Source organism: Pseudoalteromonas sp. Of11M-6 (genome assembly GCF_022347905.1).
Taxonomy (GTDB): domain Bacteria; phylum Pseudomonadota; class Gammaproteobacteria; order Enterobacterales; family Alteromonadaceae; genus Pseudoalteromonas.
The window spans coordinates 18593-31253 of record NZ_JAKRFW010000054.1; the positions used below are offsets into that span (position 1 = coordinate 18593).

At 42.8% G+C, this 12661-nt stretch carries 12 protein-coding genes; 10 read left to right on the forward strand and 2 right to left on the reverse strand.

Going from position 1 to position 12661, the window contains the following annotated elements:
- Positions 1–7 precede the first annotated feature (7 nt).
- The 6 genes from MHN32_RS20130 (at position 8) to MHN32_RS20155 (ending at position 7900) form a co-directional block, all read left to right on the forward strand.
- Positions 8–838, forward strand: a complete 831-nt coding sequence (locus MHN32_RS20130; protein WP_010604446.1) for an amidohydrolase family protein — start codon at positions 8–10, stop codon at positions 836–838.
- Positions 839–885: 47 nt separating this feature from the next.
- Positions 886–2457, forward strand: a complete 1572-nt coding sequence (locus tag MHN32_RS20135) for an NAD(P)-binding domain-containing protein (protein WP_102056222.1) — start codon at positions 886–888, stop codon at positions 2455–2457.
- Positions 2458–3065: 608 nt separating this feature from the next.
- The gene (gene prfC, locus MHN32_RS20140; protein WP_010604443.1) at positions 3066–4655 is read left to right on the forward strand and encodes a peptide chain release factor 3; all 1590 of its coding nucleotides are present in this window, start codon (positions 3066–3068) and stop codon (positions 4653–4655) included.
- Between the two features lie 24 nt (positions 4656–4679).
- Complete coding sequence (argS, locus tag MHN32_RS20145; protein ID WP_010604442.1) at positions 4680–6422, forward strand: arginine--tRNA ligase; 1743 nt, start codon at positions 4680–4682, stop codon at positions 6420–6422.
- Positions 6423–6489: 67 nt separating this feature from the next.
- Complete coding sequence (pdxH, locus tag MHN32_RS20150; RefSeq protein ID WP_199539682.1) at positions 6490–7131, forward strand: pyridoxamine 5'-phosphate oxidase; 642 nt, start codon at positions 6490–6492, stop codon at positions 7129–7131.
- Positions 7097–7900, forward strand: a complete 804-nt coding sequence (locus MHN32_RS20155) for a TatD family hydrolase (RefSeq protein WP_239422626.1) — start codon at positions 7097–7099, stop codon at positions 7898–7900. Before pdxH ends, MHN32_RS20155 begins: the two co-directional genes overlap by 35 nt.
- Positions 7901–8360: 460 nt before the next feature.
- Here MHN32_RS20155 and MHN32_RS20160 read toward each other — a convergent pair whose 3' ends face one another.
- Positions 8361–9089, reverse strand: a complete 729-nt coding sequence (locus MHN32_RS20160; RefSeq protein ID WP_010604439.1) for an alpha/beta fold hydrolase — start codon at positions 9087–9089, stop codon at positions 8361–8363.
- 69 nt (positions 9090–9158) lie between these two features.
- Positions 9159–9815, reverse strand: a complete 657-nt coding sequence (locus tag MHN32_RS20165) for an AhpA/YtjB family protein (protein WP_010379158.1) — start codon at positions 9813–9815, stop codon at positions 9159–9161.
- A 95-nt stretch (positions 9816–9910) separates the two neighbouring features.
- Between MHN32_RS20165 and serB the strand changes: the two genes are divergently transcribed.
- From serB to MHN32_RS20185, 4 genes are all read left to right on the forward strand, one after another.
- Positions 9911–10924, forward strand: coding sequence for a phosphoserine phosphatase SerB (gene serB, locus MHN32_RS20170; RefSeq protein ID WP_239422627.1), 1014 nt, complete (start codon positions 9911–9913; stop codon positions 10922–10924).
- A gap of 182 nt (positions 10925–11106) precedes the next feature.
- Positions 11107–11358, forward strand: coding sequence for a helix-turn-helix transcriptional regulator (locus tag MHN32_RS20175; RefSeq protein WP_010604437.1), 252 nt, complete (start codon positions 11107–11109; stop codon positions 11356–11358).
- Positions 11359–11364: 6 nt separating this feature from the next.
- A complete protein-coding gene (locus tag MHN32_RS20180; RefSeq protein WP_227387391.1) occupies positions 11365–11544 on the forward strand; it encodes a hypothetical protein in 180 nt (59 codons plus the stop codon).
- A gap of 26 nt (positions 11545–11570) precedes the next feature.
- Positions 11571–12191, forward strand: a complete 621-nt coding sequence (locus MHN32_RS20185) for a hypothetical protein (RefSeq protein WP_227387390.1) — start codon at positions 11571–11573, stop codon at positions 12189–12191.
- The last annotated feature ends 470 nt before the right edge of the window (positions 12192–12661 follow it).

The window sequence follows — 12661 nt, forward strand, 5'->3', positions numbered from 1 at the left end:
AAATACCATGAATAATATTATCGACTTTCATATCCATGCGGGTGATTTCCCGCAACTGCGTGAAGACATCCAAGATTTAATACAAAAAATTCCGTTAGAAGATGGGGCTGATGTTAAGGAGCTATTTTCAAATGGTGAGGCAATGTCTGCCTACCTTCAAAACGCGGGTGTAAGCACAGGGATTATTCTGGCTGAATGTGGGCCGGGTACAAACTATTCTATTACCAGTGAAATGATCGCTAACCGTTGTAAAGATAACAATAGTTTAGTGCCTTTTGGTAGTGTTAATCCTAATTATCACAAGGATCCGATAGCTGAATTTCATAAAAGTATAGAGGCTGGAGTCAGAGGGTTTAAATTCTATCCTGCTGATCATGGTTTTGATGCATTAAGTAGTGACATGATGGAAATTTATAAACTCTGTGAACAGCATGGAGTGGTGATCATGTTTCATACCGGGTTTACGGCTCAAAAAGATACAGAACAAATGTACTGTAACCCCGCGGACTTTATTCCTATTTTTGAGGCATGTCCTGAGTTGGCAGTCGTATTGTGCCATGCAGGTAAGCCGCACTGGTACAAAGAATCTGTTGAAGTAATTACTAAGTACCCAAATGCATTTATTGATACTGCGTTAGTACCAATCGATGTGGTGACTGAGTTGGTTCGTAGTAACCCCAAAGTAGTAGACAAAGTTTTATTTGGCTCAGACTGGCCTGTATGTGGCAATTATGAGGCATTAGTTGAGCGCTATTTACACTCTGGATTGAGTGAAGTGCAACTGCAAAAAATAATGCGTACCAATGCATTAAGTCTGCTCACTCGTAGAGATTTTTAAGCATCACTGCTTGGACTCAACCGTCATCAAAAATTTGGAGTTTAACCGTGAATAGTACTGAACATAACACGCAACATATCGACCATATTATCATTGGGGCCGGACCTGCAGGGGTACAATTAGGATATTACTTTGAGCGTGACCAAAAAGACTACCTCATCTTGGAAGCCGGTGAGCAACCGGGGAATTTTTATAAAAAGTTTCCGAGGCATCGTAAGTTAATTTCAATAAATAAGCGATTTACTGGGAGCGACAATCCTGAATTCAATATGAGGCATGACTGGAATTCATTGTTGTCTGATGATTATTCTTTGTTATTTAAAGATTATGATAAGGAGTTTTTTCCTCAGGCAGACAGCTTAGTTACGTATATGCAAGATTATGTAAATCACTTTGACATTAAAGTGAGATGTAACACTCGAGTTGTTAATATAGATAAGGAAGGTGCACTATATAGGCTAACAGATCAAAATGGGAACGTTTTTCTTGCTAAGAAGTTAATCGTTGCAAGTGGCTTTTTGAAACCACATATCCCACAGATTAAAGGAATTGAGTTAGCTGAAAACTATACTGAGATGTCAATTGACACAAAGGATTATGAAAACCAAACAGTACTAGTGATTGGTAAAGGTAACTCAGCCTTTGAAACTGCCGATCACTTAGTTTCCTCAGCAGCCATCATCCACCTTTGTAGTCCTAATTCTGTAAATTTTGCATGGAAAACACACTACGTAGGTCATTTGAGAGCGGTGAATAACAACGTGCTTGATACCTATCAACTCAAATCGCAAAATGCAGTCTTGGACGCAGAGATCATGTCGATTGAATGCGTAAATCAACGCTTTAAAGTATTATTTAAATACAAGCATGCTGAAGGGGAGCTAGAAGAACTATGGTATGACAAAGTACTTTGTTGTACTGGGTTTGCTATTGATACTAGTTTGTTTAGTGAAGAGACGAAGCCAGAGCTCACAATCAAAGATAAGTATCCAAAATTAAATAACGATTTTGAATCGGTTAATCAAAAAAATATGTATTTTGCGGGTACTTTGACCCATTCGTTAGATTATAAAATGGCGACATCAGGATTTATTCACGGGTTTAGATATAATAGTCGAGCATTGAATACGATATTAAACAAAAAGCAGGGCGAGCATTACCCTGAAGTTACCTGTAACAACGAAGATGTTGCTCAACTCGTGCTTGATCAGGTTAATGAGTCCGGTGCTATGTGGCAGCAGCCTGGATTTATAGGTGATTATTTTTACCCAGATGGTGACAAAGTACATTATGGTTTTTCTTTACCCATAAATCATGTGCTTGAATCTTTAGCAAAAGAGAAAAGACAGTTTTTCACCGTAACACTAGAATATGGTATAGATGCGGACTTTGACCCGTTTACTGCCAACCGGATCCATAGAGAAAATGTCGCGGCTTCAGATCACAGCCAATTTCTTCATCCAATAATTAGAGAGTATCAAGGGACGGAGCTAGTTTCTGAACACCACGTTATTGAGGATCTATTGGCTATTTGGAAAGAAGATATTCACTTACACCCACTACAATCTTTTATCAATGAAGCAATTCGTTTAGTACAAAAAACTGAAGAGTTGGCCTAATCCCCTATGAAACAGCCCCAAAGCAAGTGTTTCGGGGCTGCTTTCTTTTTGAGTCCTGCAAAACAAATTTTCCCCATGCGTTGTATTCCATCACCTTTTAAGGTGTCGATTAAAATGTTGGCGCGAGCGCCAGTTGAGCTGTGCTGTTTAATACCAATTTGTCTTATTATTTGCTCAATTTGAAGAATCAAATCTGATGCTAACTGCGTTAAATATTTCTCATTTATTTGGAACTACTAAAGGGCAAGGTTATTGCCTTACTCATATGGACATAGGTAGCTTGTCGCTAGTAAGGAACGGGAGTTGAGCTCCTAACTTTACACAAATATTTCGCTATGTTGTTTAACCAAAAAAGGTAAGTGACGGTTTCAATAGCAAGGTTGGTGTACAATAAGCGTAAATAGCCTTTCTGCTAGAAAGGCATTAATTATCCGAAGTTCAGGTTAAATAGTACGCGATTCAGCAAACATTGATTGTTTATAAAGTCAAGATCAGCGAAAATAGCGGCCAACTACGATTAACATGACGGATTTGACAAGCGAAGGGCAAGAAAGAGCGTGCTTCCGAAAATATGTACAAATCCGTGTACAAACTAAAAGAATTTATACATGGCTACCCAAGATTTTCTTAATGAAATCAATAAGCGAAGGACCTTTGCAATTATCTCGCACCCGGATGCGGGTAAAACCACTATCACTGAAAAAGTACTCTTATTCGGGAAGGCGTTACAAAAAGCCGGTACGGTTAAAGGCCGTGGCTCAAATCAACACGCTAAATCAGACTGGATGGAAATGGAAAAAGAGCGTGGTATCTCGGTAACAACTTCCGTGATGCAGTTTCCATACAATGATGCTTTGGTGAACCTACTTGATACCCCAGGACACGAAGATTTCTCTGAAGATACTTATCGTACGTTAACCGCGGTTGACTCATGCTTGATGGTGATTGATGCAGCAAAAGGTGTAGAAGATCGTACTCGTAAACTAATGGAAGTAACACGATTACGTGACACGCCAATCGTTACCTTTATGAACAAATTGGACCGTGATATTCGTGACCCAATGGAGCTACTTGATGAAGTCGAAACCGAGCTCAACATCATGTGTGCACCGGTTACTTGGCCAATTGGCTGTGGTAAAGAATTTAAAGGCGTTTACCACATCCATCGTGACGAAACGATTTTGTACCAAACAGGCCAAGGTCACACGATTCAAGATAAACGCATTATCAAAGGACTAGATAACAGCGAGCTTGACGCCGCTGTGGGTGAAAGCTTAGCTGAGCAACTACGTGAAGAGCTTGAGTTGGTAATTGGAGCCTCACACGAGTTTGACCGTGAGTTGTTTTTAACTGGCGAATTAACTCCTGTGTTCTTTGGTACGGCACTTGGTAACTTTGGCGTTGACCATATGCTTGATGGATTAACTGAGTGGGCACCAAAACCACTACCACGCCAAACCGATGACCGTGAAGTAACAGCCGACGAAGAAAAGTTCTCTGGTTTCGTGTTTAAAATCCAAGCAAACATGGATCCAAAACACCGCGACCGTATTGCCTTTATGCGTATTGTTTCTGGCAAATATAGCCAGGGCATGAAGATGAACCATGTGCGTCTTGGTAAACAAGTCAGTATTGCAGATGCGGTAACCTTTATGGCCGGTGATCGTGAACGCGCTCAAGAAGCGTTTGCGGGTGATATTATCGGTCTACACAACCATGGTACGATCCAAATCGGTGATACCTTCACACAAGGTGAAACGCTTAAATTTAGCGGTATTCCAAACTTTGCGCCTGAGCTATTCCGTCGCATTCGTCTAAAAGATCCACTCAAGCAAAAGCAACTTTTAAAAGGTTTGGTACAACTTTCTGAAGAAGGTGCGGTACAGGTATTTAGGCCGCTTATCAACAACGACCTGATCGTAGGTGCGGTCGGTGTGCTGCAGTTTGATGTGGTTGTGGCGCGTTTAAAGTCTGAATACAACGTGGATGCGATTTACGAGAGTATAACGGTTCAGACCGCACGCTGGGTAAGCTGTGATGACGAGAAGAAAATGGCTGAATTCCGCCGTAAGTGTGAGCAAAACTTGGCACTAGATGGTGGTGATAACCTAACTTACATCGCACCAAGTCGCGTAAACCTGAATCTATCTATGGAACGTTACCCTGACGTGAAGTTCCATGAAACTCGTGAACACTAATCGCTGCGCATTAAAGGAAAACAGATGAACATCAAAAGTATTTTAATTGAAAAAGCCAATGCAGCGATGCAAGCGGCTGGTATCCCTGAAGGTACAAACCCAGCGGTAACACAAAGCACGCGTCCTCAGTTTGGTGATTACCAAATTAACGGTGCGATGGGGGCTGCCAAAGCACTAAAAACCAATCCAAGGGAGTTGGCGCAGAAGATCATCGACAACCTAGATGTTGCTGATCTTGCAGAAAAAACGGAAATCGCAGGCCCAGGTTTTATTAATATTCACCTCAAGCCTGAGTTTTTAGCCACAAGCCTAGAGGCGGCAAATACGGATGCCAAGCTAGGTGTTGCTGAACATGCTAAGCCTCACAAAGTCGTGGTAGATTTTTCTTCGCCAAACCTTGCTAAAGAGATGCACGTAGGTCACCTGCGCTCAACTATCATTGGTGATGCTGTTGTACGTGCCCTTGAGTTCCGTGGTGATACCGTTATTCGCCAAAACCACATGGGCGACTGGGGTACCCAGTTTGGTATGTTGATAGCACACCTTGAAGATTTGCTAAACCAAGGTGTTGACCTTGAAAATGTCGCACTTGCGGATCTTGAAAGCTTTTATCGTGATGCGAAAAAGCGCTTTGATGACGAAGCCGGTTTTGCCGATAAAGCCCGTGATTACGTAGTCAAACTTCAAAGTGGTGATGCGCATTGTAAGAAGCTATGGCAAATGTTTATCGACACCTCAGTTAAACATTCTGAAGAAGTATACGGCAAGTTAAATGTGACGCTTACGCGTGATAATATCATGGCAGAAAGTGCCTACAACGACCGTCTTGCCGGTGTAATTGAGCTATTAAAAGAGAAAGGCATTGCGGTTGAAGATCAGGGCGCTCAAGTAGTATTCCTTGACGAATTGGCAAATAAAGACGGTGAACCTTCCGTATTTATCGTGCAAAAATCAGGTGGTGGTTTCTTATATTCAACGACGGATTTAGCCGCCTGTGATTACCGCTCAAATGAGCTAGATGTTGATCGTATTCTAATTTTTGTTGATGCGCGTCAGGGCTTACACTTCAACCAAGTTGAGATCACAGCACGTAAAGCGGGTCTTTTAAAAGACAAAACCAGCTACGAGCCGAGCCTGTTCGGTACAATGATGGGTAACGACGGCAAACCGTTTAAAACTCGTACTGGCGGTACGGTGAAGCTATCAGACTTACTTGACGAAGCGGTGAGCCGTGCGACAGAAAAACTTGCTGACAGAGCTTCTGACTTATCTGATGAAGCACGCCAAGAAATCGCGCGTAAAGTGGGTATTGGTGCAGTGAAGTACGCCGATCTGTCAAAGCACAGAACCAGCGATTATATCTTTAACTGGGATACGATGCTGAGCTTTGAAGGGGCGACAGCGCCATATTTGCAGTACGCCTATACCCGTGTGCGTAGTATTTTCCGCAAAGCAAACATGGATAGCGCTAGCCTAACTGGTCGCATTCAAATTCAAGCACCACAGGAAAAGGCACTTGCGCTCAAACTGCTGCAATTGGAAGAAGTACTTGATCTGATGATCAGCGAAGCAACGCCACACGTATTATGTAGTTATTTATATGAGCTCGCGAGCTTGTATATGACATTCTATGAAGCGTGCCCAATTTTGAAAGATGATGTAGCTGCAGACGTCCGTGAAAGTCGTCTCTTGTTATGTAATCTGGTTGCTAACTCACTGAAAACCGGTCTAGATTTGCTTGGTATCGAAGTGATGGAGCAAATGTAAGTTAGTTTTAACTTGCATTAAGGTATACTAGAAGCCGCTTTATAGCGGCTTTTTTGTAAAGGAAATAGTGATGAAACTTGAAGACATTCGCAGAGAATATACCAAAGACGGTTTACGTCGTGAGATGCTAAAAGACACACCCGTTGAGCAGTTTGAAACCTGGCTACAGCAGGCGATTGATGCCAAGTTTACCGACCCAACAGCGATGGTCGTCGCTACGGTTGACGAGCACGGCCAGCCGTCTCAACGCATTGTTTTACTTAAGCATGTAGACCAGCACGGTTTTGTCTTCTTTACCAATACCGGTTCACGCAAAGCGCAAGAACTAAAGCAAAACAACAAGATATGCTTGCACTTCCCGTGGCATGAAATTGAGCGTCAGGTTATCGTGTATGGTGAAGCAGTCCCGTTACCAACCAGTCGCGTTGCCAAGTATTTCTTATCACGACCAAAAGAAAGTCAGCTTGCAGCGTGGGCGTCTCAGCAATCGCGCCCCGTGTCATCTCGCCAAGCCTTGATGCAAACCTTTAGTAGCATGAAAGACAAGTTCGCTAAAGGCGAAATTCCACTACCTGATTTTTGGGGCGGTTATTGCGTGGAGCCCACTAAAGTTGAGTTTTGGCAAGGTGGAGAGCACCGTCTTCATGACCGCTTTATGTATGTGAAGCAAGCCGATGGCAGTTGGGAAATTGAGCGGCTCAACCCATAAATTCGCCTTTATAGATAGTCACTGTCACCTCGATTTCAGCGAGTTGGCAGATGACCTAGCTACGCATATCAAAGCTGCCTGCAGCAATGGTGTTGAACGCTTTGTGGTGCCTGGCGTTACGCTCAAGCAGTCTCTAAAGCTTGTTGATTTTCAAGCACATCATCCACAATGTGAAATCGCCGCGGGGTTACACCCTTATTTTATTGGCGAACATTGCGACGACGATATGACCGCGTTGGTAGAGTATGTAATACACAATCGTACCCAACTGTGTGCGATAGGAGAGTGCGGTATTGATACAACCTGCGACGCGCTTGAGCGCCAAATTGCACTGTTTGAAGCGCATATCGCACTGAGTAATCAGGTAAAGCTTCCGCTAATCGTCCATCACCGTAAAAGTCATCACCTAATTGCTGCCGCGTTTAAACGTGTTAAGCCACAGTATGGCGGGGTGATCCACGCCTTTTCAGGTTCAAAACAGCAGGCTGAATATTATATCGCTCAGGGTTTTAAGCTAGGAGTAGGTGGCACAATCACCTATCCAAGAGGCGAAAAAACAGCGCAGGTAATATCACAGCTGCCGCTTGAAAGCCTAGTATTGGAAACCGATTCGCCGTCGATGCCGTTACATGGTTATCAGGGGAAGCCGAACTCTCCTAAGCGAGTCGTCCAAGTATTTGACAGGCTTTGTGAATATCGAAGCGAAACACCAAGCGAGCTTGCCTCAGCCCTCTATCGAAATACCACACAGTTGTTCGGCTTGGGCTAAATTGATGATGTCGAGATAAATCTCGACCTACGAGTCAATATCACAAATGGGATATAAAACCATACCTACCAGCAATAGAAAAGCAGGTGTAGGAGCCGGTTCACCCGGCGATCTTGATGCTTCTACTGCGATATAAAACCATACCTTCCAGCAATAGAAAAGCAGGTGTAGGAGCCAGTTCACCCGGCGATCTTTTGGTTTTTACCGCGATAAAAAACCATACTTACCAACAATAGAAAAGCAGGTGTAGGAGCCGGTTCACCCGGCGATCTTTTGGTTTTTACTGCGATATAAAACCATACCTACCAACAATGGAAAAATAGGGTAGGAGCCGGTTCACCCGGCGATCTTGATGCTTTTACCGCGATATAAAACCATACTTACCAGCAATAGAAAAGCAGGTGTAGGAGCCGGTTCACCCGGCGATCTTTAAGCTCTCCCGGCATAACACCAACAATACTCAAGCCAATTGCTGATTAATAATTGAGATCATCTCATCAGCGTATTGGTGAATAAAAAAGTGCCCACCAGAAAACTCAGTAAGCTGATATGGTTGTGCTGTTAGCTCTTGCCATGCGGAGACATGTTCATTCAAGATCTCATCATCAACACCATGAAAAACATGGATAGGGATGGGTAAAGCTCGCTGCTCTGCGACATAGGTGTCTGCTATTTTGAAGTCGGCCCTCAGCAATGGTACCAGTAACTCCATTAGTTCTTTATTTTCAAGAATCTCTTTTGGCGTGCCATTTAAGTCACGTAGCTCGGCAATAAATTCATCATGTGGCAGACCGTGTAAATGGCGTTTAGTTGAGGTGCAATGCGGTGCACGACTCGCAGAAGCAAATATTTTACGTGGAGTAGGTAAGCCAGCGTCTAATAATTGAAAAGCAAGCTCATATGAAATGCGACTACCAAGACTATGTCCAAAAAACGCGAAAGGCTTACTGGTCATATAGTCTTGGTGTACCATGAGTTCAGAGATAATATCCGGCATGTTGTCTATTGCTGGCTCTACCAGTCGAGCCCCTCTCCCCGGAAGCTGCACAAAAACGAGCTCAACACATTCACTTGCCTTTTCGATCCATGGCGTAAATATTGCTGGGGAGCCACCCGCGTAGGGAAAGCAAAATAGTCGCAACTCAGCGTTTGGATTGGGTTTTGGGGTAATAAAAAGTTTACTATTCATATCCTTTGTTGTTCGATTTTATTTTAGGTTAACTATTATGTTATCAACTTTATTACAATGCTAACAGCTTTACCCCTGCTCTAATTCTTCTGCCCGTTTTTCAGGCGCAGGAAGCATCTTTACTTTCTTGCGAATTTTGCGTTTTACTTCCCAGCGTTTTAATGCTCGACCTATTTGCCATGTGAATACCATCGTAATCACCAGCATCAGTAAAACGACTCGTCCAAGTTCGTGGAAATGAGAGTGGCTTTGTGACATAGCAGCTTCTGTCAAATAGACCATATTGACGAACCCAAGAGGCTGTCCGGTTGGCGTATATACTGGTTCAGAAATAATGCTTTTGGTTTTACTCAGTCCCGGTAAGGTTTGAGGTAGCTGCTGATAATCTGTGGGTGAGGAATTACCGTCGTTGCCAACAACAAAGCGTCCTTGATAATCATAAATTGCGACTTGAAGCACAAAGTCATCGCTAGCGAGGTGATTTGCCAGTGCGCTGAGCCTTGGCGTATCACTGCGAGAGAGGGGCAATGCCACATTTTTTGCGAGCTGCTTGGTGAGACTTCTTGCGGTAAGGTCTGCGCCATTATGGAGCAAGCGATGAGATTCAAAACTGGTATTAAACGCAAGCCAAGTCACCATAATTAAACACGTCGCGGCGATGCACAGGCGAAATAATCTACGCCCTCTGGTCGAGTTTAACACTTCTAATACATGTAAATTTTTCATATTTATCGCATATTGCCCGCTTTTGCTAAGGTCCAGTGCTGACAGCTTAGCGCAATCATGTTAAAAATCGGCTTAACGCTATCAAGGAGCAACTTATGTCGTCAATCATTCAATTCGCTAATCGTGAACTAAACACACCAATTCAGGAACATATGGCGCTGGATCATTGGTATAGTTGCCAAGGTAACACAAGCCTCACACAAGTAAATCAATTACCTGAGACGACAACTCAATCAATATGCTTTTTTGGCCCAAATATACAATTGCAACACCTTCTGGAAGTTGAGAAATTTCTTCGAACATTTGCTATCGAGCAAACTTATTTTACGGCATATCAACCTCATGAACAGCTCCCAGTTGCATTGGGTATGCGTTTTAACGCATCGCAACTGCCGAGCAAGGCTGAAGTAAGAGATTTTGCAAAAAGCATTAATGCGCAAGGTGCGATTATAACGCAAGCACCTACTTTAGAAGAACCGGGGCTACTTGTGATGGATATGGACTCCACCGCAATTCAAATTGAATGTATTGACGAAATTGCTCGATTGGCCGACCGATATGATGAAGTGGCTTCTGTCACCGCACAGGCGATGGCGGGGGCACTCTCTTTTTCTGAAAGTCTACACCGCCGCGTTGCGTCACTCTCTGGCGTACCGTTATCACAAATTCAATCATTAAAAGAAAACTTACCGCTAATGCCCGGTATAGAGCTGTTGTGTCAGGCGCTCAAGCAGCATCACTGGCACCTTGCCATCGCCTCGGGTGGCTTTACATGGTTTGCAGAATCATTGATAGAGCCACTCCAGCTAGACGCTGTATTTGCCAATACCCTAGAGGTGGAAAACGCGCACCTCACCGGCAAAGTGCTAGGCGATATCGTAGATGCCGACAAAAAGGCGGAAGTGCTAGGTCAACTTGCAACCCAGTATGCGATCCCAATGACTCAAACCGTTGCCATTGGTGATGGCGCAAATGACTTAGTGATGATGGCAAACGCCCAGCTAGGTGTGGCAATCCATGGTAAGCCAAAAGTGGTAGAAAGTGCCGACGCGGCTATTTGTGAAGGATCTTTGTTACAACTGTTATATTTGCTAGGTGTGCCGAAATAATATACGCTTTGTTACTTAACGAAAAACATAGCTCAAAAATGTTGCGCTTTTGTTTCTTTTTGTTACTATTTCCCGTTAATGGGTTCGGAGTTGGCGGAGAAGCAAAGCGTGTAAAGTAAGACTCGTTTACTGCTTCTTTAACATTCGTATAGTAACGATATTATGTTAAGGATATAACTGCGTTGTTTTTCTTTAAAAATAGCATTTCAGGGGATGACCTTCGCGCACTTAGAAAACGAAAGGGAGTCACCATGCAACAAATGGCAGATAAAATTGGTGTGTCTCTCAGGACGATAGAAAATTGGGAAACCGGTGTCGGACAACCAAGAATTAACCAATTTTTAGAAATATGTATTTATTGTTCGGTTGATATCAAAGGGCTTATCACTCAAATTAAACAGAGTGAGAAAGAGCAAGAAGATATAAAAAAATAGAGATTAATGATGAAGAATTTGATGTCGGAATTTATCGCTCGTTTTTTGGGTCGCCATACATTGCAAAAAAACAACTTTCATCAACTCTGGCTGACTGAGACGAATGCAAAACTTGTTTGTGGAGGAAGTGGTACAGAAAATGGTGATCGACCAAAACAAGTCGAAGCAGATTCAACTAATGGGTAATGGAATTGAGTTTTTACAGGTAAAGTATGAAATATTTATTAGCACTTCTTTTTATTCCTTTTAGTATATTTTATTTCAACTCCGAGCTTGACCAAGTAGTTATGTTGACAGCCATAGCAATAATGGGACTTGTCTACTTCGCAGATACCAATATTCGTCATATCTGTTTTTTACTCTTTGTCGCTCACTTATTAGGATTTTCTTTTTTCCATTTTGAACTCTTTGCTCTTAGCGATGAGTCTGTTCAAGTTTGGAAAAATACTCGTATATATCTAATTCATTTTCTAACCGACGTAGTCTTGTTTTTATTAATAGCCACTAGACCTATTTTGTCTCGAAATTGGTTGATGAGAAAAGGGCAGAGTGTAAAAAGCATTGTTATGACCAATGCAGATATGGCATTGATGACAGTGTTCCTTCTATTTATATGTATAGATTTGTTAGCTATGGCAGAGAATTTGATTCGTAATTTGGAGTATCTAGGAGTAAATGAAGAGTTTGCCAAGCAGTTTTGGGGTTGGGATTGGGTGTTTTATAATTACCCTTCAATGAAGAGTATTCTGTTAGGTCTTGAACTGTTGGCTGTCTTATCAATTACAACTAAAGTGGCGAGACAAAACTTTTCTCGAAAAAAAGCTGCTGCTTAGTGGCGTATGCTTAAAATAGTCAGGCTTTAAAACTTCAAATTGAAGCCTGACTTACTTCTTTTTACTACTAGTTCAAGTCGTTATCTACGCGACAATTCTTAAGTCGATACGAGCCAAGGAGGGATGCTTGATATGTCCTCCTGACGGATTTCGACGCCCATCCATGGGCTACGACATACTTTTCTTTGATGCCCAAAGAATCGTTGCGCAAAAGAAAGGGCACTCCCAACATCACACTGACTCCTCAAGTAAATCGCCAATATGAACGTCACCGCGGTGTAAGGGCCATCCTTGGCCCTGTCACCGCTTTTCACGCATCCATGCGTTGAAATGACTCATTGGCAATTTACTTTCGGGTGTGATGAGGGAGGCACAAGGCGCTGATAAATTATTGTGGTGCTTGCAAGCAACTATGTTTCTGATGGCTTTGTGGACAGCTAACAGACAACTTATTTCCCCCTCCATCACAC

Excerpts from the sequence above, each read along its gene's own strand:
- MHN32_RS20160 (WP_010604439.1), bottom strand. The coding sequence starts at position 9,089 with ATGAATAGTAAACTTTTTATTACCCCAAAACCCAATCCAAACGCTGAG.
- serB (WP_239422627.1), top strand. The coding sequence starts at position 9,911 with ATGTCGTCAATCATTCAATTCGCTAATCGTGAACTAAACACACCAATT.
- MHN32_RS20185 (WP_227387390.1), top strand. The coding sequence starts at position 11,571 with ATGAAATATTTATTAGCACTTCTTTTTATTCCTTTTAGTATATTTTAT.
- MHN32_RS20180 (WP_227387391.1), top strand. The coding sequence starts at position 11,365 with ATGATGAAGAATTTGATGTCGGAATTTATCGCTCGTTTTTTGGGTCGC.
- MHN32_RS20165 (WP_010379158.1), bottom strand. The coding sequence starts at position 9,815 with ATGAAAAATTTACATGTATTAGAAGTGTTAAACTCGACCAGAGGGCGT.
- MHN32_RS20130 (WP_010604446.1), top strand. The coding sequence starts at position 8 with ATGAATAATATTATCGACTTTCATATCCATGCGGGTGATTTCCCGCAA.
- argS (WP_010604442.1), top strand. The coding sequence starts at position 4,680 with ATGAACATCAAAAGTATTTTAATTGAAAAAGCCAATGCAGCGATGCAA.
- MHN32_RS20155 (WP_239422626.1), top strand. The coding sequence starts at position 7,097 with ATGGCAGTTGGGAAATTGAGCGGCTCAACCCATAAATTCGCCTTTATA.
- prfC (WP_010604443.1), top strand. The coding sequence starts at position 3,066 with ATGGCTACCCAAGATTTTCTTAATGAAATCAATAAGCGAAGGACCTTT.